This is a genomic window from Tateyamaria sp. syn59, from assembly GCF_007995245.1.
Lineage (GTDB): Bacteria > Pseudomonadota > Alphaproteobacteria > Rhodobacterales > Rhodobacteraceae > Tateyamaria.
The window spans coordinates 233,621-254,659 of the sequence record NZ_VCBA01000001.1; the positions used below are offsets into that span (position 1 = coordinate 233,621).

The 21,039-nt window shown below is 60.9% G+C and carries 22 protein-coding genes; 5 read left to right on the forward strand and 17 right to left on the reverse strand.

Annotation, left to right across the window (positions count from 1 at the left end; all coding sequences use genetic code 11):
• Position 1: 1 nt before the first annotated feature.
• Positions 2–190, forward strand: a complete 189-nt coding sequence (locus FD715_RS01175) for a DUF2892 domain-containing protein (RefSeq protein ID WP_147103992.1) — start codon at positions 2–4, stop codon at positions 188–190.
• 82 nt (positions 191–272) lie between these two features.
• On the opposite strand, the gene hemA is transcribed toward FD715_RS01175, so the two are convergent.
• From hemA to FD715_RS01240, 13 genes are all read right to left on the reverse strand, one after another.
• Entirely contained in the window at positions 273–1,490 is a 1,218-nt protein-coding gene (hemA, locus tag FD715_RS01180) for a 5-aminolevulinate synthase (RefSeq protein ID WP_147103995.1), read from the reverse strand.
• 1 nt (position 1,491) lies between these two features.
• Positions 1,492–1,917: a DUF302 domain-containing protein gene (locus FD715_RS01185; protein ID WP_147103998.1), complete on the reverse strand. Its 426-nt coding sequence runs from the start codon at positions 1,915–1,917 to the stop codon at positions 1,492–1,494.
• 21 nt (positions 1,918–1,938) lie between these two features.
• Positions 1,939–3,207 carry an NAD(P)/FAD-dependent oxidoreductase gene (locus FD715_RS01190; protein WP_147104001.1) on the reverse strand — a complete coding sequence of 423 codons (1,269 nt, stop codon included), beginning with the start codon at positions 3,205–3,207 and terminating at the stop codon, positions 1,939–1,941.
• A 24-nt stretch (positions 3,208–3,231) separates the two neighbouring features.
• Positions 3,232–3,930, reverse strand: a complete 699-nt coding sequence (locus FD715_RS01195; protein WP_147104004.1) for a c-type cytochrome — start codon at positions 3,928–3,930, stop codon at positions 3,232–3,234.
• A complete protein-coding gene (locus FD715_RS01200) occupies positions 3,927–5,237 on the reverse strand; it encodes a c-type cytochrome (protein ID WP_147104007.1) in 1,311 nt (436 codons plus the stop codon). Before FD715_RS01200 ends, FD715_RS01195 begins: the two co-directional genes overlap by 4 nt.
• Positions 5,221–6,483: a sulfite dehydrogenase gene (gene soxC, locus FD715_RS01205; RefSeq protein ID WP_147104009.1), complete on the reverse strand. Its 1,263-nt coding sequence runs from the start codon at positions 6,481–6,483 to the stop codon at positions 5,221–5,223. The genes FD715_RS01200 and soxC overlap by 17 nt, the downstream gene beginning before the upstream one ends.
• A 17-nt stretch (positions 6,484–6,500) precedes the next feature.
• Complete coding sequence (gene soxB / locus FD715_RS01210; RefSeq protein ID WP_147104012.1) at positions 6,501–8,201, reverse strand: thiosulfohydrolase SoxB; 1,701 nt, start codon at positions 8,199–8,201, stop codon at positions 6,501–6,503.
• Between the two features lie 91 nt (positions 8,202–8,292).
• The gene (gene soxA, locus FD715_RS01215) at positions 8,293–9,123 is read right to left on the reverse strand and encodes a sulfur oxidation c-type cytochrome SoxA (protein ID WP_147104015.1); all 831 of its coding nucleotides are present in this window, start codon (positions 9,121–9,123) and stop codon (positions 8,293–8,295) included.
• Between the two features lie 55 nt (positions 9,124–9,178).
• Positions 9,179–9,508, reverse strand: coding sequence for a thiosulfate oxidation carrier complex protein SoxZ (gene soxZ / locus FD715_RS01220; protein WP_039687568.1), 330 nt, complete (start codon positions 9,506–9,508; stop codon positions 9,179–9,181).
• A gap of 25 nt (positions 9,509–9,533) precedes the next feature.
• Positions 9,534–9,956 (reverse strand): thiosulfate oxidation carrier protein SoxY, encoded by a 423-nt coding sequence (soxY, locus tag FD715_RS01225; RefSeq protein ID WP_147104018.1) that lies wholly within the window; start codon positions 9,954–9,956, stop codon positions 9,534–9,536.
• A 26-nt stretch (positions 9,957–9,982) separates the two neighbouring features.
• On the reverse strand, positions 9,983–10,438 hold the full coding sequence (gene soxX / locus FD715_RS01230) for a sulfur oxidation c-type cytochrome SoxX (RefSeq protein WP_147104021.1): 456 nt from the start codon (positions 10,436–10,438) through the stop codon (positions 9,983–9,985).
• A 153-nt stretch (positions 10,439–10,591) separates the two neighbouring features.
• A complete protein-coding gene (locus FD715_RS01235; protein WP_147104023.1) occupies positions 10,592–11,152 on the reverse strand; it encodes a thioredoxin family protein in 561 nt (186 codons plus the stop codon).
• A 15-nt stretch (positions 11,153–11,167) separates the two neighbouring features.
• A complete protein-coding gene (locus FD715_RS01240) occupies positions 11,168–11,908 on the reverse strand; it encodes a cytochrome c biogenesis CcdA family protein (RefSeq protein ID WP_147104026.1) in 741 nt (246 codons plus the stop codon).
• A gap of 80 nt (positions 11,909–11,988) precedes the next feature.
• Between FD715_RS01240 and FD715_RS01245 the strand changes: the two genes are divergently transcribed.
• The 3 genes from FD715_RS01245 to FD715_RS01255 are packed head-to-tail and all read left to right on the forward strand — an operon-like array spanning position 11,989 to position 13,845.
• Positions 11,989–12,357 (forward strand): hypothetical protein, encoded by a 369-nt coding sequence (locus FD715_RS01245; protein ID WP_370455319.1) that lies wholly within the window; start codon positions 11,989–11,991, stop codon positions 12,355–12,357.
• Positions 12,358–12,375: 18 nt separating this feature from the next.
• The gene (locus tag FD715_RS01250) at positions 12,376–12,747 is read left to right on the forward strand and encodes a helix-turn-helix transcriptional regulator (RefSeq protein WP_147104029.1); all 372 of its coding nucleotides are present in this window, start codon (positions 12,376–12,378) and stop codon (positions 12,745–12,747) included.
• Between the two features lie 42 nt (positions 12,748–12,789).
• Entirely contained in the window at positions 12,790–13,845 is a 1,056-nt protein-coding gene (locus FD715_RS01255) for a YeeE/YedE family protein (protein WP_147104032.1), read from the forward strand.
• 6 nt (positions 13,846–13,851) lie between these two features.
• Here the strand turns inward: FD715_RS01255 and FD715_RS01260 are convergent, their stop codons facing one another.
• The 4 genes from FD715_RS01260 to FD715_RS01275 all read right to left on the reverse strand — a co-directional run bounded on the left by FD715_RS01260 (position 13,852) and on the right by FD715_RS01275 (position 19,410).
• The gene (locus tag FD715_RS01260) at positions 13,852–14,238 is read right to left on the reverse strand and encodes a response regulator (protein ID WP_147104035.1); all 387 of its coding nucleotides are present in this window, start codon (positions 14,236–14,238) and stop codon (positions 13,852–13,854) included.
• A 121-nt stretch (positions 14,239–14,359) separates the two neighbouring features.
• Entirely contained in the window at positions 14,360–15,583 is a 1,224-nt protein-coding gene (locus tag FD715_RS01265) for an ATP-binding protein (RefSeq protein WP_147104037.1), read from the reverse strand.
• Between the two features lie 60 nt (positions 15,584–15,643).
• Entirely contained in the window at positions 15,644–18,886 is a 3,243-nt protein-coding gene (locus tag FD715_RS01270) for a chemotaxis protein CheB (protein WP_223274693.1), read from the reverse strand.
• Positions 18,887–19,026: 140 nt separating this feature from the next.
• Positions 19,027–19,410, reverse strand: a complete 384-nt coding sequence (locus FD715_RS01275) for a response regulator (RefSeq protein ID WP_147104043.1) — start codon at positions 19,408–19,410, stop codon at positions 19,027–19,029.
• A 263-nt stretch (positions 19,411–19,673) separates the two neighbouring features.
• Here FD715_RS01275 and tig point away from each other — a divergent pair, with 263 nt between their 5' ends.
• The gene (gene tig / locus FD715_RS01280; protein ID WP_147104046.1) at positions 19,674–21,011 is read left to right on the forward strand and encodes a trigger factor; all 1,338 of its coding nucleotides are present in this window, start codon (positions 19,674–19,676) and stop codon (positions 21,009–21,011) included.
• The last annotated feature ends 28 nt before the right edge of the window (positions 21,012–21,039 follow it).

Genomic DNA, 21,039 nt, shown 5'->3' on the forward strand with positions numbered 1-21,039 from the left:
CATGACCCGCAACCTTGGACAGATTGACCGTATCGCCCGTTTTGTCATTGGCGCGCTTTTGATCGTGCTGGCGGCCGTTGGCACCATCGGTGTCTGGGGCTTTGTCGGTGCGATCCTCGTCGGCACCGCGTTTGTCAACTTTTGCCCGATCTACCGGGTGCTTGGCCTGAAGACGTGCCAAGACTGCTGACGCGCCTCTTTTGGATCATCGCGGCGGTTGGGTTTGCCGCGATGATCTTTCTGATTGGGACATTGGTTGTCTTTGCTTGAGGTCACTGCGCCGCGATAGGACGGCGCGCAAGTTGGCATTGGGTCCAGAGGGTTTCCAAGGCCGAGACGAGATGGTCCACGTCTGCCGCCGAGTGTACAGGCGACGGTGTGATGCGCAGCCGTTCGGTGCCTTTGGGCACGGTGGGGTAGTTGATCGGCTGGATGTATATCCTGTGGTCGCGCAGCAGCGTGTCCGAGATGAATTTGCACTTCACCGGGTCGCCCACCATCACCGGGATGATGTGGCCGGGGTTGTCGATATGCGGCAGGCCGATGGCGTCTAGGCGCGCGCGGACTTCAGCCACGCGGGTCTGATGGCCGGTGCGTTCGGTGGTGCTGGATTTGAGGTGCCGCACCGCTGCGGCTGCGCCTGCCGCGACGGTCGGGGGCAGAGCGGTGGTGAAGATGAAGCCGCTCGCGAAGGAGCGGATGAAGTCGCAGAGTGTTGCGTCTGCCGCAATGTAGCCGCCCATGACGCCGAAGGCTTTGCCAAGCGTCCCTTCGATCACCGTCAAGCGGTCCATCAGCCCCTCGCGTTCGGCGATGCCGCCGCCGCGTGGGCCGTAGAGGCCGACGGCGTGCACCTCATCGAGATAGGTCATGGCGTTGTAGCGGTCGGCGAGGTCGCAGATCTGAGCGATTGGGGCGATGTCGCCATCCATGGAGTAGACGGATTCGAAGGCGATCAGCTTGGGCGCGTTGAGAGGCAGGGCAGCGAGTTTTGCTTCGAGATCGGCGAGGTCGTTGTGCTTCCAGATTTGCCGCGCGGTCTTCGAATGCCGGATGCCTTCGATCATGGAGGCGTGGTTGAGTGCATCGGACAGGATCGTGAGGCCCGGGATGCGGGCACCGAGCGTGCCGAGCGTAGCCCAGTTCGCGACGTAGCCGGAGGTGAAGAGGAGCGCGCTGTCCTTGCCATGCAGGTCGGCGAGTTCGGCCTCAAGCTGCACATGATCATGCGTCGTGCCGGAGATGTTGCGCGTGCCGCCTGCGCCCGCGCCGGTGCGGTCGAGTGCGTTGTGCATGGCGGTGAGCACGTCGGGGTGCTGGCCCATGCCGAGGTAGTCGTTGGAGCACCAGATGGTGACCTCGCCCGGCCCGTTGTGGCAGGTGGCGTTGGGGAAGGTGCCGCGGTGGCGTTCCAGTTCTGCGAATTCGCGGTAGTTGCCGCTGTCGCGCAGGGTGTCCAGTTCGGTTTTGAAGAAGTCGGTGTAGTTCACGTCAGAAATCCGTTGCCTCGGCCACGATGTCTTTCAGCAGGTCTTCGACCACCTGCATGGGGCCGTCGGGGTAGTCGCGGTGGCCGATCATCACGCCATCAGCGTTTTCGGCCACGAAGATGCCATAGGGACAGTGGACGATGTTCATCGGATCAGCCTCCATCACCTGGCGTGAGATCACGGCGGAGCAGAAGATGAAGATGTCGGCATTGGTGAAGATCACCGTGTCGCTGCCGACATCTGCGCCCGTACGGTTGAGCATGTCGCCCACGTGGCTGACATAATCGATGACCAGCCCGCGGTTCACGATGGCGGTTTCGACCGCGAAGGTCGCGTCGTCGAAGGTGCCGTCATAGGGGGTGACGTGCGCTTCCTCCGCCCATGTGGGCGTCGTCAGCAGTGCCAGTGCGAACACGGATCGCAGCATCGTTTCCCCCTATGTGGTGCTTTATGCCTTGGCCCCGAACATGTCAGCGGTGATCCCCGCGTACCAGCCTTCGGATTCCTCGTAGGTGGCTTTGCGCACATCCGCGCTTTCGCCGGTTTTCGAGATGAAGCCGTCGACCTTGGCGATCTTTTCTGCTGTCGCCTCGTAGGTGGCGCCGACTTTGACCCCGTCATTGGTCTCTATCAGCGACCAGCAGGTGTTGGAGAACTTGGCCGGGAAGACCTTGGACCCCGTCAGCGCACCGCGCACGGCGTTGGCGCAGACCTTGGCCTGGCTGTTGGCCGAGAAGCCGGATTTGGGCATGTCGCCCTGTTGGCTGGCGTCGCCCAGCACGTAGACATCTGGGTCAGCCTTGGTTGACATATCAGCGGCGTTGACCGGAGCCCAGTTGCCGTCCGTCACGCCCGCGATGTCCGCGATGCGGCCCGCTTTCATGGCGGGGATGACATTGGCGACATCGACCTTGGTTTCTTCGCCGTCGATGGAGACCGTCATGGCCGCAGGGTCCACGGTCACATTGCCGCCGCCGAAGTCTTCACCGACCCAGTCGACCATGCCCTCGTAGTGGTTGTTCCAGCCTTCTTGGAACAGCGCCATTTTGGAGAATTTGGGCTTGGGGTCGGCCACGATGATCTTGGCCGTCGGGTTGTTGAGTTTGAGGTAGTGGGCCACCATCGACACACGCTCGTACGGGCCGGGCGGGCAGCGGTAGGGGTTGGGCGGGGCGACCATGGCGAAGGTGCCGCCTTCGGGCATGGCTTTGAGCTGCGCCTTGAGGAGTTCGGTTTGCGAGCCTGCTTTGTAGGCGTGGGGCATGGCGTTTTGCGCTGAGATGTCCCAGCCGGGGACGGCCATGTCGACAAAGTCGATGCCGGGGCTGAGGATCAGCTTGTCGTATTGCAGCGTGCCGCCGCCTGCGAGGGTAACCGTCTTAGTGTCGCGGTCCACGCCCACGGCCCAGTCGTGCACGACGTTCACGCCTGCGGCGGCGAGGCCGCCATAGCTGTGCCCGATCTCGTCAATCGTTTTGAAACCGCCGAGATAGAGGTTCGAGAAGAAGCAGGTGTAGTAGGTGCGCGTGGGCTCGATCAGCTTGACGTCGATGTCGCCCTTGCTGTCCTTGGCGATGTAGCGCGCGGCCGTGGCGCCACCTGCGCCGCCGCCGATCACAACCACGCGCGGTTTGCCCTGCGCGCGCACCATGGGGGCGGCGAGGGTTGCTGCCGCTACGGCGGATGTTCCTAAGAATGTCCTTCTGTTCAATGTCATTTTAATCTCCTCCCTAGTGTCGCCTCAGTTTTCGAGGTCTTTGAAATACGCGGCCAATGCCGCGATTTCTTCATCGCCCAGCCGTCCGGCGATCATCTGCATGACCGGGTGGTTGCGCTGTTTGCTTTTGTAGGCGTGCATGGCAACGACGAACTGATCCTCGGGCCAGAGCGTGATGGACGGGATGCCGTCATCGCCGCCCGCCGCCTGGTGGCAGGTGGTGCATTCGCCGCTCAGGTATTCGCCATATTCCGGATCACCCACGAGGGCGAGGATGGCCGGGTCAAGGTCGTGGTCGATGCCTTGGGCGGTGGGGTCGGCCTCGGGGATGTTGGCGGGGTCGTCGGAGTATTGCCGCAAGAAGGCGATGAGATGTGTGCGATCCTCTGGGTTCTTCACACCGCGAAAGCTCATCCGTGTGCCGCTGGTCATCGCGCGGGGATTTTCAAGAAAGACGTCGAGTGTTTCGGCGTGCCATTCGAGGCCGCCTGCGCCTGCGCGCTGGAAGCTTTTGGAGTAGCGGAAGCCGTCGAGGCCCGCCGCCTTGCGTCCGAAAAGACCGTTGAGATGCGGGCCGCTGCGGTTCGTGGCGCCTGCGCCGATCTGGTGGCAGCCCTTGCACTGCTGGAACAGCTTTTCGCCCTTTTCGACGTCACCCGGGTCGGCAAGCGCGGGCAGGGCGGCGAGAGCCGCCGCTGCCAGATATGCGGCCAGTGCCCTCACTCGGTGAAGCTTTCAAGATAGGCGGTGATGGCGGTCAGGTCCTCTTCCTTTTTCAGACCGGCGAAGGCCATCTTGGTGCCTTTCATGTACGCCTTGGGCTTGGCGAGGAAGGCGGCGAGGTCTTCGGGCGTCCACGTGCGGCCTGCGGCGTTCGCCTCTTGAAACACGTCGGAGTATTTGAAGCCATCGGCGGAGCCCATGGCGCGGCCCATCACGCCGTTGAGTTGGGGGCCGGACTTGTGCTTGGCCCCGTCGCCGACCGCGTGGCAGGCGGAGCATTTGCGGAAGACCTTTTTGCCATGAGTGAGCAGGGCGTCGTCATCGCTGACTGCCGCCTTTGTCACGGTCGGGGCAGGGGCGTCGGGCCTGGGCGCCGCCTCGGGGATGAAGGACGGGCCGTTGGCCGAGAAGGTGGGCAGGTCTTCGACCGTTCGCGCGTGGTTCATGACCGAATTGGACCCACCCTCTGGCGGGGTTTCCACGAGGAAGACGGAGCGCATGGTGACTGCGACCTCTTCTTTGCAGTTCTCCATGCAGGGTTCGGTCCGCCACTTGGCGTATTCCTGTTCGGCCCTGTCATCCACGATAAAGCCGTCCGCGTTATGCATAGGTACGTCGAGGAAAGTGTCGCGGCTGAGGACGAAATCATCGTCCACAAGGTCGTTGGAATAGAGGATGTAGGCGACGATGGCGTAGGTGTCGTCGGGTGTCAGTGTGCCCGCCGCGCCAAAGGGCATGGAGCGGTGGACGTAGTCCCAAACGGTCGAGAGGTACGGCCAGTAGCTGCCCACCGTCTTGACCGGATCCTTGTCGCCCAGCGTGTCAAAGCCGCCCGCCAGCACGGGCCAGTTGTCGACCCCTTCGGCAAAGTCGCCGTGGCAGGAGGCGCAGTTTTCGACATAGACCTCTTCGCCCGTCCAGACATCGCCGCTGCCTTCGGGCAGGCCACGCCCGTCGGGCAAGACGTCGACATCCCATGCGGCGATTTCTTCCGGCAGGGCGGCGCGGCCGAGTCCAAGGCGACCGTCAATCTTCGGTGCGGGTTGGTTAGCACTGGCGGTCAGGAGCTGCGCCTGTGCGTTGGCTTGGATCTCGGCCACCTTGGCTTCCAGTTCGGCGGCGCGGATCGCTTCGGCTTTGGCCTTGTCCGACGCGGCAGTCGCTTGCGCGCTTATCTGATCCACCCGCGTCTCAAGCGTGTCGATCTTGTCGGCGGCGTAGTCGCGGTTCATCACGCCGAATGCGACGCCCAGAACCAGTGCCGTGCCCCCAAGCGCGGGGAGGAGGAGGTTAGGAGACTTCGACATTCTCGGCGATCCCTTCTGCGTTCACGTACCAGGTCTGGATACAGTTGTTGTGGTAGACGGAGTTCTCGCCCCGCATGTCGCGCAGCTGCGCCTTGGTCGGCTGGACATATCCGGTGTCGTCCATCGCGCGGGATTGCAGCAGCATCGGCGCGCCGTCCCAATCCATGTCGAGGTAGAAGCGGGTAAGCGCCTTGGTGTCGCCCTGCTTGCCCAGACGGGCGGTTTCCCAGGTGATGCCGCCATCCTTGGAGACGTCAACGCGGGTGATTTTGCCATGGCCGGACCAGGCAAGGCCCGAGATGACAAGCGGCCCCTTGCCATGGGTGATCGGCATTTGCGGGCTGGGGGAGGTGATGACGGATTTGGCGTCCATCTCCCACGTCCATTTGCGCGCGGTGCCGTCTTCGAGCACGTCGGTGTATTTCGAGGTTTCCTCGCGGGACTCGACCGCCATGTCGGTCACTTCGATGCGGCGTAGCCACTTGACCCACATGTTGCCTTCCCATCCCGGCACGACGAGGCGGACGGGGTAGCCATGCTCCATCCGCAGCGCCTCGCCATTGGCCTTGAAGGCGACGAGCACGTCGTCCAGTGCCTTTGCCATCGGGATGGAACGACCGTTGGAGGAGGCGTCGGCCCCCTCGACATAGACCCACTTGTCGGCGCTGATGTCCGCGCCCGCCTCTTGCAGCAAGGTGCGCAGGGGGACGCCAGTGTATTCCATGTTGTGGATCATGCCGTGGGTGAACTGCACGCCGTTCAACTGCGCGCCTGCCCACTCCATGCCGGTGTTCGCCGCGCATTCGCAGAAATAGACGTGGTTTTCGCGCGGGAAGCGCATCAGGTCGTCATAGGTGAAGACCAGCGGCTGATCGACGAGGCCGTTGATCATCAGGCGGTAGTCGGGCTTTGATAGCTCAATCGCGCCCGAGTGGTGCCGTTCGAACGCGCAGCCTTGGGGCGTGATCGTGCCGTCAAGCGCGTGGATGGGCGTGAAGTTGATCGACGAGATGGGGGAGGCCGTGAGCCATTCGACGTTGCGGCGAACGACGTGGGACTCAAAACTGATCGGCATGCCGTAAGGTGTCTCGTCGACGCCGACGCCGGTGTAGCTGGCCCAGTCCTGCAATTCGGTGATCAGAGGGTCCGGGCCGTTGGCGCTGGCGGCACCTGCCACGGTGCCCGCGGCGACGGCGGCGGAGCCGCGTAGAAATGCACGCCGAGAAGGTTTAAACATGTCATCCATGGTGTTGAATCCCTTGGTCAAACGCCTGTGACGGTTACGCTGTTGTTGTCGGGTTGGACGGTGACGGTGCCCATTTTGCGGATGTGGCTTTCGACCACGTCCCAGATCTGCGGCCCTTCGGTCCCTTCGTTGACCGAGGCCCAGCCAGCGACCACGTAGCTGCGCGCCGGGTCGATGGCTTCGCCGGTCGAGAGCAATGTCATGTCGCTGATCCGGCTGCCCTGCGGTTCGCGTACGTCGATGTGGTAGCCGAGGCCACCGGTGCGCACCATATCGCCGCCCTGTTGATAGTACGGGTCGGGGTTGAAGATGTTGTCGGCCACATCCTCCAGAACGACCTTCAGGAATTCGCCCGTCATTTCCGTGCGATAGGCTTTGCCATAGGTCATGGAGGTGACGTTGAAGATATCCTCGCGTGTGATGTCCTGACCGGGGATCAGGGACGGCCCCCAGCGGACGCCGGGGCTCAGCGCGATTTCTGCGTCCCGTTCGGACAGCAGCGCGTCGCAGATCAGGTCGTCCCACGTGCCGTTGAAGTTTCCGCGACGGTAGAGAAGGCTGTCGGTTTGGCCGATCACCTCTGACAAGTCGGCCGCGAACGGCGCGCGCTGTTCGTCGATCAGCGCGGCCATGTCGGCATCGGGAGAGATGACGTCGGAGAAGATCGGGATCAGTTTGGACCGGTAGCCCATCATCCGACCGTCGCGGATATCGAGGTCAATGCGCGTCACGAACTTCCCGTTCGAGCCGGAGGGGAAGATCAGTGTTTCGCCTGACAAAACGGGTTCGGGCAGGGCGTCATGGGTGTGGCCCGACAGGATCACGTCGATACCGCTGACGACCGTCGCCATCTTCTTGTCGACGTCAAAGCCGTTGTGGCTGAGCACGACGACGCATTCGGCACCGGCGGCGCGGACCTCGTCCACCATGGCCTGCATGTTTTCGTCCCGGATGCCGAACGCGTATTCGGGGAACATCCAGCCGGGGTTGGCGATGGGCATGTAGGGGAAGGCCTGGCCGATCACGGCGATCTTGGTGCCGCCGCGTTCGAACATCTTGTAGGGTGGGAAAAGGTCGGTCGGTTCGTCCCATTCGACGTCAAAGATGTTCTGGCCGAGCGCTGCGAAGGGCAGGCCTTCGACCAGTTCGTTCACGCGGTCGGAGCCGAGGGTGAATTCCCAGTGAAAGGTCATCGCGTCCGGTTCCAGCGCGTTCATGACGTTGACCATGTCTTGGCCTTTGGTCTTGAGGCAGGTGTAGGAGCCGTGCCACGTGTCGCCGCCGTCGAGCAGGATGGCGTCGGGGCGGTCGGCGCGGATCGCCTTGATCACGGTTGCAACCCTGTCCATGCCGCCGACGCGTCCGTAGCCCTGGGCGAGGGCGGAGAAGTCGCCAGAAGACAGAGCGTAGTGGCTGGGGCTGCCGTCTTCGATGCCGTAGAGCTTGCGGAACTCGGCGCCTGTGACATGAGGCACGGCCCCCTTGTTGCCGCCAACGCCGATATTGATCGACGGTTCTCGGAAATAGATTGGTTTCAGCTGGGCGTGGATGTCCGTGACGTGGATCAGGGAGACATTGCCGAATGTATCGAACTGCAAAAGCTGGTCCTGCGTCAGCTTTTGTTGCGCCGCGAGCCGCGCCCAATTGCCGAAACCGGATGTGCCCAGAAGGGCCGAGGCCGCCATGCCCACCTGCAAAAAGTCACGCCGCGAGATCATGTGTGATCTATCCTTTTATACATATGCGTATGTTTGAATTTATACGCGAAGAAAAGGCCCCGCGCTGGAAAACGCGAGGCCCTTGGATTGGTTAGTTGCGCACCGACGGTGTTTCGACCGACAGGCCCTGACCGCGCGAGGCAAGGTACAGTTCCAGCGCCTTGAACTCGTCACCGCCCTCGGCAAAGGGGGTGGCGCGGATGTTCTTCATGCAGCCCTTGAAGCGCCCGTGGATCGAGTTCAGCTTGGCGTTTTTCAGACGGTAGGTTGGAAAGCCGTTGATCTGGCCTTGGCTGAGGTGGTCGGCCCGGATCATCATGCCGTAGTTGTCCTCGTGACAATTCGAGCATGACATGTCGAGCTGACCGACGCGGGTGTAATAAAGTTCCTTGCCCTGTTCCCAGAAGGGGGCAGCCTCACCATCAATCGCCACGTCCATGGGCATCCCGCGCGATTGCAGACCGATCAGAGCAGTGACGGCTGTCATCTGGCCGCCCGACCACTTCCACGGCTCGGCACCCATACGTTCAGTCCGGCAGCTGTTCACGAGGTCTTCCATCGCGAGAAGCTGGCCGTCCTGAACCTTGGGCAGTTGCGTGCGCAGACCTGCGAAATCTTCAACATTCTCATGGCAGGAGGAACAGGCCTTGCCCTCGGTTCCGTCGACCTTGTCAAAAAGGTCAATGCCCTGATCCACAAAGACAAAGGCGGGGTTGTCGAAATCGTCGGTTTCCAACGCCTGCGTCTCGCCCGAGCGGAAGCGCCAGCCGGAGTAGATGGTGTCGAGATTCTCCATATGGGCCGGGGCCGCGGCCTCGGTCACCATATCCTCACCCTCGATGCTCAGTCTATTGTCGTCCTGGGCCGCGGCGGCGCTGGCAAATCCAGCAACCACCACTGCAATCCATGGTTTCATGTTCATGTTGTCCCTCCCTGGCTGACCCGTCCGGGCCTGGCTGGATCGTGTCCCTTGTTGATCAGGAGACTTCGATCTTCTTCGATGTGTCGTAGACGTCGCCGTCGTCGTCGTACCAGGTGAAGGTGAACTCACCGGACTCCGGCACGACCGCTTCGAACTGGAAATACGGGTTGGTCGAGATCGCCGGTTCGAGCGTCACGTCGATCACGTTCTGGCCGTTAAAGTCAGCAGTGAAGCGGTTGATGATCGAGCGGGGGATTATGTTGCCATCATCGTCCTTGCGCTGACCGCTTTCCATTTTGTGGCTGATCAGGGTCTTGATGGTGATCGTTTCGCCAGCCGAGGCTGTTTTCGGGACTTTAACGCGGGGTTTTACGCCGGATGCCATATTCTTACTCCTCGTGTCTCTGAGATCAGCCGCCGCAGCCGCCGATGGTCACTTTGATGTTGGCCGATGCCTTCTGGAACGACCCGTCTTCCATCTGTGCGATGGCGACGACGTTCTGGGTTGTGGCCAGACGGATGCGTGTGGAGGCGCTGCGCGAGGCGCTGAGCGGTCCGAACTTGAAGGTCGCCACGTTGGGCACTGGATTGCCGTCGGCAAAAAGCGTGATGGCCACCGCACCCGGGGCGTCGACCTCGATCGGGACGGTGTTTCCGTTCTCGGCAATCTCGGGTGCGGTCAGGGTGATCGCCCCTTCGCCCAGGGCCGCACCACCGGTCAGTTCGGTAATGGCGTCATCGGTCAGCGAGGCGAAGGCGGGCAGGGAGCCCATGGCCGTCGCAGCCACCCCGGCAGAGCTGAGGATCAGCAGGTTGCGCCGTGTCAGTTTCATGTCATGTCTCCTCGGGTCTCGGGAAATTACTGCTCTTTGAGCGTCATCAAGTAGGCGACCACATCCTCGACCTGTTGGGCGGTCAGGATGGATTGGCCGGCAAAGTCGTCGAGCGGGCGGGTGTAGCCTGCGTCGACATAGAAGGCGGGCATGATCGTACCCTCGAACATCATCTTGGAGTTGGTGACGATGCCGCGCAGTTCGGCCACGGTCCAACGATCCGCAACGCCGTCCATGGGCGGGCCCACCTCACCGTGAAAGCTTTCCTCGGCCAGATCGGCGTTCATGTGGCAGGCGAGGCAATTGCCCTGCTTGCGGTTGGCGAACACCTTGCGGCCTTCGGCTGGGTCACCGGGCTGGCCGGTCAGCGATTGCTTGACAGTTCCGTCGACGAACGCCACAGCGGTTGGTTTCACGTCTTCTGCGATGGCGACCGTGCCAGCCATCAGTGCAGCGAAGACCCCTCCAAGAGCATGTTTCATGCGCCCTCCCTTGGTCGATTCTTGGCTTTGTTGATTGCACACTATCGTACACTTTCTCGTGCACGCAACATCAAATTCAACTACTTGAATTTTTATATCTGTTCGCAAGCGCAGCATTTGCCGCAAGATTTTGGCTGCAGGTGCAGAAAGGGTTCAGCCCTTCTGCGCTTCGAATTTGCGCGCGTGGTACTTCTGGAACGGCTCGTCGCTATCGTAGCCTTTCTCGACCACCCAGTTCAGCATGTTGAACGTGGTCCAGCGGCCAAAGGCGCCCGGCATGTTGGCGACGGCGGCCTCGCTCGCCTTCTGATCGGCGCTCACCTCTTCGGGAAAGAAATAGATGTTTGGAGTAAAAAGCGCGCCCCAGCGTTTCACCATATCCTTTTCCGGCAGGGTGGTGCCGTCGAAATCCGTGACCTCCACATCGCCGAACATATTGATCTGCACGACAAAGAAGTTGTCTTCGATGTATTGCGCAATCTCGGGGATGACGAACACCTCTTCGTGCATCTTGGTGCAGTAGATACAGCCGCGCTGTTCGACCATGATCATCAGGCGCTTGCCCTCGGCGTTTGCCTCTTCCAGATCCTCGGTCAGGTCCTTGAACGTGTCGCGCATCCACGGCGCTTTGTGCAGGCCGTCATCGCCCAGTTCGGCAGCGGCGACGGGCAGGGCGAGTGCGATTGTGGTCAGCAGTGCAATCAGGTGTTTCATGGTCTCCTCCCAGGATTAACCAATGGCGCTGAACCACGGGATATGTTCCAGCATCCATTGCGCGATGTAGTTGATGGAATTGGTGGCGATCAGCACGCCGAACAGGATCAGCAGCGCGCCCATTGCCTTTTCGATGTGCCCCAGATGGCGGCGGAACCGGGCCATCCACGACATGAACGGGCCGATGAAGAGGGCAGCGGCAATGAAGGGCAGAGTCATGCCGAGGCCGTAGACGAAGAGCAGGCTGGCGCCTTGGCTTGAGGTGTCTTGCCCTGCGGCAGTGAACAGGATGGCGGCCAGCACGGGGCCGACACAGGGCGTCCAGCCAAAGGCGAAGGCGAGGCCGATGACGAATGCGCCCAGCAGCCCGACATTCGATGTATTCCCCGCTTCAGCCCGGAACTGGCGGTACAGGAACCCGATGCGCACCACGCCCAGAAAGTGTAGGCCCATGGCGATGATGATGGCCGCCGCAACCCAGCGCAAGATGTCGAAGTATTCGCGCACCATCTGGCCGAAAGCCGTAGCCGTTGCGCCAAGCCCCATGAACACGGTGATCACCCCAAGGGCGAAACAACAGGCGGCGAGAAACGCACGCATCCGCACCTCGCGCGAAATCTCCGCCTCGGCCGAGATCTGGTTCATTCCGACGCCAGCCAGATAGCTGAGGTAAAACGGCACGATGGGCAGGATGCAGGGCGACAAAAAAGACAGCAGACCGGCCAGCAGGGCGCCCAAAAATGTCACATCAAACATCGCCCTTGCGCCCCTTGTCTTGAGATATTCAAGAATTAGATTATGATTAATTGTCGAACGGCGTCAATCGGAGCAGTCTGTTGAAACTCTTGCGCATGATGGCGGTGGCGGCCCTCGCGGGCCTGCCGCTGGGGGTTTGGGCGGACACCTATCTGCTGATGGCGGAAGAGGATGGATGCTATTGGTGCGGCAAGTGGAACGAAGAGATTGCGCACATCTATCCCAAGACTGCAGAGGGGCAGGCGGCCCCGCTGCACCGCTATGACCTGCACAGCGAAACGCCCGATGTGGCGTTTGTGCAGCGGGTGCATTTCACGCCCACTTTCGTCCTGGTGCAAGACGGGGCAGAGGTGGGCCGGATCGAAGGCTATCCGGGAGAGGATTTCTTTTGGGGCCTTCTCACCATGATGTTCGAGCGCGCGAACATTCCCTTGGAAAACAGAGGTTAACACGGTATGTCGCTGGATATGTCAACCGAGCCTGACACACATGGCACCACGCCTTCGCGCCTTCCTGTCTTTGATCCGGACATGTGTCCCGAAGACATAGACAAGATGATGCGCAACGCCCAAGCCGCATCGAACTTCCTCAAGGCGATCAGTCATGAGGGGCGGTTGATGATCCTGTGCCACCTGGTGTCGGGCGAAAAATCGGTGACCGAGCTTGAGGATCTGCTGTCGGCCCGACAGGCGGCGGTGTCTCAGCAACTCTCCCGTCTGCGGCTCGAAGGGCTTGTCAAACCCCGCCGCGAGGGCAAGGCGATTTACTACAGCTTGACAGACGACCGACCCAAGCAAATCATGGAAGTCGTCTATGACCTGTTCTGCAGGGACGACTGACCGCACGCTTCGCCAGCGTACGGTCCTCGGGAGGAAGCCGTTATGCTGGACACGCTCGGAGAAGCGAACACCGTTGCTTTGATTGGACTTTTGGGCGGGATCGCCTTGGGGCTTGCCGCCCGGATCGGGCGATTTTGCACGCTCGGCGCATTCGAAGATGTCCTCTACGGCTCCGATGACAGACGTTTGCGTATGTGGGCGCTCGCCATCGGTGTGGCGATCATCGGTACACATTTGGCCATCGCGACGGGTCTGTTCGAAGCGTCAGAGGCAGCCTATCTCGACCGCGTCTGGAACCCTGCGGGCACAATCGTCGGTGGGCTGATGTTCGGCTACGGCATGGCGCTCAGCGGTAATTGCGGCTACGGGGCGCTGGCCCGTCTAGGCGGCGGTGATCTGCGGTCCTTTGTCATTGTGATCGTCATGGGCTTGTCGGCTTATTTCGTCATGTCGGGTCCCTTGGCACATGCCCGCGTGTGGCTTTTCCCGGTTGAGTTGGATGCATCCAGCCCCCAAGGTCTGAGCCAGTTGGTTGAGGCGCAGTTCGGCCTGTCGGCGGCAACAACCGGGATCGTGATAGGAACCCTTGTGACCGTGGCGGGCCTGTCGAGCGCGCACATGCGCCGCTCGCCCCGGCATCTGTTCTGGGGCACCGTGGTCGGCCTGGCGGTCGTGTCGGGCTGGATCGGCACCTATTGGGTCACGACCACCGGCTTCGAACCCGAACCGATCGAAACCCACAGCTTCGTCGCACCCATTGGCGATACGCTGTTTTATGTCATGACGGCATCTGGCAACACGCTGTCCTTCAGCGTCGGCTCCGTCGTGGGTGTGATGCTCGGCGCGGCGCTCGGGTCCTATTCCAAGGGACATTTTCGATGGGAAGCCTGCGAAGATCCGCGCGAACTCAAGCGGCAGATCGGCGGCGCTGCGCTGATGGGGCCAGGGGCCATTCTTGCCGTCGGGTGTAGCGTGGGGCAGGGGATTTCTGCATTCTCGACCCTCGCGTTCAGCGCACCCGTTGCGTTTGTCGCCATGTTCATTGGCGCGAGCGTGGGATTGAAGCAGTTGATTTCCGGCTTCACACCCGCCGAGTAGGCTGGCCTAGGCTGTGGCGGACAGGGGAACAGATCCCGGAGCAACATGCCCCACCATCGTGATCAGCTCGCGCAGATCGACCGGTTTGCGCAACACCATGCGGGCGTTCTGGGTCATGTTGAACAACTCACCCTTCGCAAAAAGGCCGCTGCCCGTGACATAGATCACCTCGGCATCGGGCGCCGAATATCCGGCATAGTTCGCAACGTCCGTGGACAGGCCGCCGTCCACCATCAGGTCAAGCAAGAGCACATCAGGATTGCAGCGGCGCAATTCATTCATGGCTTCCTCGTTGTCGGAGGCGATATGCACCTCGTGCCCCGCGTCTTCCAACGCTTCGCTGAACGTGAACTGCAGGCCAGGATCGTCTTCAAGCACCAGAACTACAGCCATGAACAACTCCGCTTTTCTACAAGGATTTCTATGTTTCACAGATTAAAAAAAAGTTTAACACGCCGTCCAACCCGTGAAGAAGTCCAACTTGTAAAAAAGTTTAGGAATTTTCACCTCCTGCTTACGAATCACATAAGTTGTTGAAAACGATTTGAAATGTAGCGCCCGCTTCGCCGTCTGACGCGGCAGAAATCGTCCAGCCATGGCGTCGACACACCTCCGCACAGGTCGAAAGGCCCATCCCGGTTCCTTCAACTGACGCGTGCAGACGCCGAAACGGCAGAAATATCGTCTCGGCCTGCTCTGGATCGAATCCGGTGCCGTTGTCGGCAATGGTCAGCGTGCGGGTGCCATTCGTGTCGGCGTGCAGCGCAATGTCGATATACAGCTTGCGATCAGGGTGCCGGTACTTGATGGCATTGCCCAGCAGGTTAGACAGCACCATGCGCAACAATGTGGGTTCCGCCATGACCGTCCAGGTCGGGCAAGTGATCTGCAAGGTGAAGTCTTCTGACATCAGCCCGTTTTGGAGATCCCGCCGCACATCTTCCAGCATGGCGCGCAGATTGACGGGTTCCGCCGCGACCTCGGCCGACACTGACCGCGCATGTTCGAGGAAATCACAGGTCAGGTTGTCCATCTGCTCGGCCGCGCGGCGCATCACGTTCAGGTATTCATGCGCCTTTTCCGGCAACCCGTCGCCAAAGCGGGACGCGAACAGCTGCAGCATGCCTGACATCGTGCTGAGCGGTGTGCGCAGGTCGTGCGACGCCTTGTGCGCAAAGGCTTCCATCGCCATCAGCGAGGCTTGAAGGTCTACGAACCGTTCCTCGATCTTGGCAAGATCGTTGCGCGCCGCCACGTTGCGACGGTTCATTTGCCCCAGCGCTTCAGCCGCCGCTTTCAGATGGTCCTGCGTCAAGAGATACAGGCGCCGGCCGAGCGTGCTTGACCGCAGCAATGCGACCCGGAACAGGGTCGGGCGCACAACGCTTGCGCCGTGCGCCGTGACCATCGGCAATTCCATTGAACTGCTGGCGGCACCCTTCCGCAGCGCGGCCATGAGTTCCTCGTGGGTCAGCTGTGTCAGCTTGTGCAGACCAATGTCGCGCAAGCCCCCCTGTGGATCTGCCTGCGGGCGGCAATACAGCCGCTCGGCGCGTCGGTTGAACACCAGCACGCGGCCGTCCTGATCCACAAGAAAGCACGCATAGGGTGACGCAAGAAAGGCCGCGCTTAGCGTGTCGCGGTCCACATCCGCATCGTCGGGCAACAGGCTCAGCGCCCGGTCTACATCTTGCGCATATCGGTTTTTCACAAGAGGGGCCGCAGGCATCATGTTCATGTTCTATGTTCCGCTCAACTCAGACCCAGGCGATATTGACCCCAGTTGGTGAACGGAGCGTTAACCGGTCGAGGTGATTTGGACGGCGTCGTCCTGAACACCCACGGCGTTTGCATCGGTCGTGACGCGCAGGCTCCCATAGACGTGACTGATGCGGCCGTCTTCTGTGGATCGCGCGCGACCCAGACAGCTGCAGCTGACCATCGTGCCCGCGTCATCACTCATCGTCACGGTGCGGTCAAACGGTGTCCCCTGTTCCAGTACGGCCTGGAAATCCTCGGCAAGGGCGTCGCGCTCGTTCTCGACCACGCGGGTCAGCAGCGCCTCGACGGATGGCGTGCTCCGATCCGGGGTAAACCCGAGGATGTCGTACATTGCCTTGCTCCAGTGCCCGACATTGTTTTCGACATCAAACGAGAAGAATCCGATGCCCAGATCGTCCTGCACCGCCTCCAGGCTCGACAACTGAATATCCCGGTCAAGACCCGCAGCATCATCCCATGTCACGCCAACAATCTGCACCGGTTCGCCTTCGGAGTCGCGGATGATCGTGATGCTGCCCTTCACCTTCAGGATCCGCCCTTGGGGACCAAAGACGCGCGCCTCGTAGGTCTGATACGTCCCCTCCGCCAGAAGCGAGTCAATCATCGTCCGATAAGCACCCCGATCAGCCGGGTGAACCAGGTGAAGCGCGTCGTCCCATGTCGGCATGTCGCCTGAATCCGAACGTCCATGCATCTCAAACATACCTGGCGACCAGACCAGCTCCTCGGTGTCGAGGTTGTAAGACCAGTGCGCGATATTGCTGGCTGTGCTCATCATCTCGACGACCAGGGTCATCGGGTCGCTCACATCCTTGGTGATGGTGATCGACAGGCCGATCAGTTTGCGGTGCACGTCATGCACCGGCGACATCAACATCGTGTAGTAGCTGCCACGCGACAGCACAGGCACGCGGCGCTGTTCCTGCACGCGCAGAACGGTGTTGGCGATAGGCGCAAGCGCCGGAAAGCCCGAGGGCAGGTTGCACTGGCTCAGATGGATGCCGGTCGGTGGGATTTCACTCACGTCAAAAAAGTCCATGGCCGCACGCGACATGCGCCGCACCATGAGCGCCTGATCTGCCAGGGCCACCGCATAGGGGGCCGACGTCATCGTCGCCTCCAGCTCTGACGCCAGCGCCTGCCGTTCGGCCGAACTGATCTGCAACTCTTCGTTGACGGTCAGCAACTCCTCGTTGGTGGACTGCAACTCTTCGTTCGAGGTTTCCAACTCCTCGTTGGTGGCCTGGAACTCTTCGTTGGTGGACTGCAACTCTTCGTTCGAGGATTGAAGTTCCTCGTTCGCGGTCTGCAATTCTTCGATGGTCTGCTGCAGCGCCTCCTGCGTCGACTTGATCTCAAGCTCCATCTTTTCGACGTAGGCGCGGTGATCGAGGTCGGCGATGTCTTCCAATGAGGTTTCAGTGACCTCTTCGAACTTCGTGTTGACGGCGAGCAGGCATTGCGGCTCACCACCGCGTTGGCTGATGAAGGGGAACACCTGCAATTGCACGCGATTGCCCACCGGCAGGGACACACGGTGCCAGCGTCCGGTGCGGCGTGCACTGTTGCGGATGGCAACCGCCATCAGGCTCATCGCCTCGGTCCTCAAGGGGTCGATCAGCATGCGCAGGTTCAGCGATGTCGACGCGCCCGCACGGATTTCCATGAACGGGCTCAGATCCCCGAGCACTTCGATGATATTGCCGTTCTGGGTGCAGATCATGCCGTTCGGCGCCACAGTGCGGGCCAGGGACAGGTCACGGAATTCGCCCTTCTCGGACTTGGCCTGCGCCTGCTCACCCGCGGGGTAGGCGCGCATTCCTCCCTTATAGCCGCGCACGGTCGGGTCAATCGACAACTCCCCGGAAATGCCGCGGCGCTTGATATACACCTTGTCGGCGCCCTGACGTCCCTCAAAGAAGACGCCCATTTCGCCCACCGTCTCGGACGTGCCGACAAACAAGAGCGCCCCCGCCGCCATGGCATAGTGCAAACGGCTCAGCACACGCTCCTGCAAAGCCAGGTTGAAGTAGATCAGCAGGTTGCGGATGCTGACGAGGTCCACATTGATAAAGGGTGGATCCTGAAACACGTTGTGGTGCGAAAACAGCGTGACAGCGCGCAATTCGGGGCGGACCGTGATGTCGGTGTTGCCAACGCTGAAATACTGGCTGAGCAGCTTGGCAGGTATGTCAGACGCAGCGGCGATGGGGTACGTCCCCTTGCGCGCCACTTCGATGGCATTCTGGTCAATGTCGGTGGCAAAGATCTGGACGTTGCGGCGGGCCAGCATCTCGATCCCGCCAAGAACTTCGGCAAGGATGATCGCGATGGTATAGGCCTCTTCGCCGGTGGCACAGCCCACGACCCAAACCCGGATCGGACCGTCTTCGCGGCCATTGAATTTCGCCTCGACTTCGCGCTGCAGCTTGTCGAACTGGTCGGGATCCCGGAAAAAGCGGGTGACCGAGATCAGAAGATCCCGGTGCAATGCGTCGACCTCGGGCATGTTGGTGCGGCAGTAGTCGACATAATCGTCGTAGTTCTGAATGCCGAGGGCCGTCATGCGCCGCGCGATACGGCGGTTGAGGGTGCTTTCCTTGTAGTCGGCAAAATCGACCTGCGTGCGGGCCAGCAGGATGCCGAACAATTCGCCTAACGGCTTGGGCTCATCCTGCAGGCTGCGCAGGCCAGCCAGGTTGCGCGGCTGGGCGAGGATCTTTTCAAGGTGGGTGCCGATCTGCTCCGGCGACAGGGTCAGGTCCACGCACCCCGTCTCGATGGCCGAGGTGGGCATCCCATCGTATTTGGCGCTGGCCGGGTCCTGCGCGATGGTGATGCCACCAACCTCGCGAATGGCCTGCACGCCATAGCTTCCGTCCGACCCCGTGCCCGACAGCACGATGCCCATGCAGTTTTCCCCCTGCTCATTGGCCAGGCTCTTGAACAGACGATCCGCCGAGGGTTTGGGCGACGCGGCGTGACCCGAGGGGTTGCGCAGCCGCAAAATGCCGCTTTCCAGAACCACATCCGTGTTCGGCGGCGTGACATAGATGCTGCCGCGCTCAGGCTCTGTTTCCGGGCCCAATTCCACAACAGGCAGGCTGGTCTCGCGCGAGATCAGGGTGGACAGAACGCTCTTGTGCGTGGGCGACATGTGCTGGGCTATGATATAGACGGCATTCGCAGCCTGCGGCAGGTTCTGCACCAGCAGTGACACCGCCTCCAGCCCGCCCGCCGACGCGGCAATGCCAATCATGCGTAAGGGTTCGTGCGTTCCCGTATCGGTGGTATCATTAGACGGAGTTGTAGTGGGGTCAGGCGTATCCGCGCTCATTGAATCCTCGGGTCTTTGTGGCGGCTATGCGCTGGTCTCTCTGGTATGTGGATAGGTGCAGGTCAGTGCACGGGGCAATACTGGTCGATCAGGTCCATCAGATGACCCGGCGACACCGGCTTGCTGGCATAGCCGTTCATGCCCAGTTTTTCGACGACTTGCGCATCGTGGTAATCCACATCGGCGGTGACGGCGATAATCGGCACGGCATTCGGGGGGACACGCGTCCGGATATACTTGGTCGCATCGATCCCGGACATTTCCGGCATGTGTAGATCCATCAGAACCAGCCCGTACTCTTCCGGGTTTTCATCCAGTGTAGCGCAGCCCTGTTTGCCATTTGCTGCAATGTCCACACCGACGCCAAGCATATCAATCACTTCCTTCATCATGAAGCGACTGAACTGATCGTCCTCGATCAGCAAAACCTTCTTTTGCTGTTGCATTGATGGTGTCCTGACTGACGGACCAAACCGCCCAAAATGGAACTCTCGTATGACGATAACAAATAATAGTTCGGCCCACCATCCTTTTACAGAAGCAGCCTATCACAGATTCTCGAAACGCTGGCTATGGGCCCATGAAAAGCCCCTCAAAATTGCGCATCGCGTTGGCCCAAGGCCCTTGCACACCGCCCGCACCCTGCATAGAAGGGCGCGAATTTACGAACAGCCCCCATCGACGGGGCTTTAATGCTATGGGAGCGCACATGCAGGTCACCGAGACGCTGAACGAAGGGCTGAAACGCGGCTATGCCATCACCGTGACGGCGGCCGAGCTGGACGACAAGGTCAACGAAAAGCTGACCGAGGCACAGCCCGATGTCGAGATGAAGGGCTTTCGCAAGGGCAAGGTGCCCATGGCCCTGCTGAAAAAGCAGTTCGGCCAGCGCCTGATGGGCGAAGCGATGCAGGAAAGCATCGATGGTGCCATGAACAAGCACTTCGAAGACAGCGGCGACCGCCCCGCCATGCAGCCCGAGGTCAAGATGACCAACGAGGACTGGAAAGAAGGCGACGACGTGCATGTCGAGATGTCCTATGAGGCACTGCCCGAGATCCCCGAGGTTGATCTGGGCAAGGTGTCGCTGGAGCGTCTGGTCGTAAAAGCTGACGACGCCGCGGTTGATGAGACGCTTGGTTCGCTGGCCGAGAACGCGCAGGACTTCAAGGCCCGCAAGAAAGGCTCCAAGGCCAAGGACGGCGATCAGGTCGTTATGGACTTCGTGGGCAAGGTCGATGGTGAAGCGTTCGAAGGCGGCTCGGCCGAGGATTACCCGCTGGTACTGGGATCCAACTCCTTCATCCCCGGCTTCGAAGATCAGTTGGTCGGTGTGAAGGCGGGCGAAGAAAAGGCCGTGACCGTCACATTCCCCGAAGACTACCAAGCCGAAAACCTGAAAGGGAAAGAAGCCGTCTTTGATTGCACCATCAAAGAGGTCAAGGAACCCGTCGCCGCCGAGATCGACGACGAGCTAGCCAAGAAGTACGGGGCCGAGGATCTGGACGGTCTGAAATCCCGCATCTCCGAGCAACTGGAAAGCGAATATGCCGGTGCCGCCCGCGCCGTGATGAAGCGCGCGCTGCTCGACCAGTTGGACGACCTTGTGAAGTTCGACCTGCCGCCCTCGCTGGTGGAAGCCGAAGCCAAGCAGATCGCCCACCAGCTCTGGCACGAGGAAAACCCCGAGGTGGAAGGCCACGATCATCCTGAAGTCGAGCCCACGGAAGAGCACAACACCCTGGCCGAGCGCCGCGTGCGCCTTGGCCTGTTGCTCGCTGAGCTGGGCCAGAAGGCCGAGGTCGAAGTGACCGATGCCGAGATGAGTCAGGCTATCATGCAGCAGGCGCGCCAGTACCCTGGCCAGGAACGCCAGTTCTTTGAATTCGTTCAGCAAAACGCCCAGATGCAGCAGCAACTGCGCGCCCCGCTGTTCGAGGACAAGGTGGTTGATCACATCGTCGAGAACGCCACTGTCAGCGACAAGGAAGTCAGCAAGGACGACCTGCAAAAGGCCGTCGAAGCGCTGGAAGAAGAAGACAGCTAAGCCAACCTGTCAGACGTTACACAATAGG

What these genes read in the sequence shown, in the direction of transcription:
- FD715_RS01175 (WP_147103992.1), top strand. Translation starts at nt 2, where the DNA reads ATGACCCGCAACCTTGGACAGATTGACCGTATCGCCCGTTTTGTCATT.
- FD715_RS01185 (WP_147103998.1), bottom strand. Translation starts at nt 1,917, where the DNA reads ATGCTGCGATCCGTGTTCGCACTGGCACTGCTGACGACGCCCACATGG.
- FD715_RS01190 (WP_147104001.1), bottom strand. Translation starts at nt 3,207, where the DNA reads ATGACATTGAACAGAAGGACATTCTTAGGAACATCCGCCGTAGCGGCA.
- FD715_RS01200 (WP_147104007.1), bottom strand. Translation starts at nt 5,237, where the DNA reads ATGTCGAAGTCTCCTAACCTCCTCCTCCCCGCGCTTGGGGGCACGGCA.
- soxC (WP_147104009.1), bottom strand. Translation starts at nt 6,483, where the DNA reads ATGGATGACATGTTTAAACCTTCTCGGCGTGCATTTCTACGCGGCTCC.
- soxB (WP_147104012.1), bottom strand. Translation starts at nt 8,201, where the DNA reads ATGATCTCGCGGCGTGACTTTTTGCAGGTGGGCATGGCGGCCTCGGCC.
- soxA (WP_147104015.1), bottom strand. Translation starts at nt 9,123, where the DNA reads ATGAACATGAAACCATGGATTGCAGTGGTGGTTGCTGGATTTGCCAGC.
- soxZ (WP_039687568.1), bottom strand. Translation starts at nt 9,508, where the DNA reads ATGGCATCCGGCGTAAAACCCCGCGTTAAAGTCCCGAAAACAGCCTCG.
- soxY (WP_147104018.1), bottom strand. Translation starts at nt 9,956, where the DNA reads ATGAAACTGACACGGCGCAACCTGCTGATCCTCAGCTCTGCCGGGGTG.
- soxX (WP_147104021.1), bottom strand. Translation starts at nt 10,438, where the DNA reads ATGAAACATGCTCTTGGAGGGGTCTTCGCTGCACTGATGGCTGGCACG.
- FD715_RS01235 (WP_147104023.1), bottom strand. Translation starts at nt 11,152, where the DNA reads ATGAAACACCTGATTGCACTGCTGACCACAATCGCACTCGCCCTGCCC.
- FD715_RS01240 (WP_147104026.1), bottom strand. Translation starts at nt 11,908, where the DNA reads ATGTTTGATGTGACATTTTTGGGCGCCCTGCTGGCCGGTCTGCTGTCT.
- FD715_RS01250 (WP_147104029.1), top strand. Translation starts at nt 12,376, where the DNA reads ATGTCAACCGAGCCTGACACACATGGCACCACGCCTTCGCGCCTTCCT.
- FD715_RS01255 (WP_147104032.1), top strand. Translation starts at nt 12,790, where the DNA reads ATGCTGGACACGCTCGGAGAAGCGAACACCGTTGCTTTGATTGGACTT.
- FD715_RS01260 (WP_147104035.1), bottom strand. Translation starts at nt 14,238, where the DNA reads ATGGCTGTAGTTCTGGTGCTTGAAGACGATCCTGGCCTGCAGTTCACG.
- FD715_RS01265 (WP_147104037.1), bottom strand. Translation starts at nt 15,583, where the DNA reads ATGAACATGATGCCTGCGGCCCCTCTTGTGAAAAACCGATATGCGCAA.
- FD715_RS01270 (WP_223274693.1), bottom strand. Translation starts at nt 18,886, where the DNA reads ATGATTGGCATTGCCGCGTCGGCGGGCGGGCTGGAGGCGGTGTCACTG.
- FD715_RS01275 (WP_147104043.1), bottom strand. Translation starts at nt 19,410, where the DNA reads ATGCAACAGCAAAAGAAGGTTTTGCTGATCGAGGACGATCAGTTCAGT.
- tig (WP_147104046.1), top strand. Translation starts at nt 19,674, where the DNA reads ATGCAGGTCACCGAGACGCTGAACGAAGGGCTGAAACGCGGCTATGCC.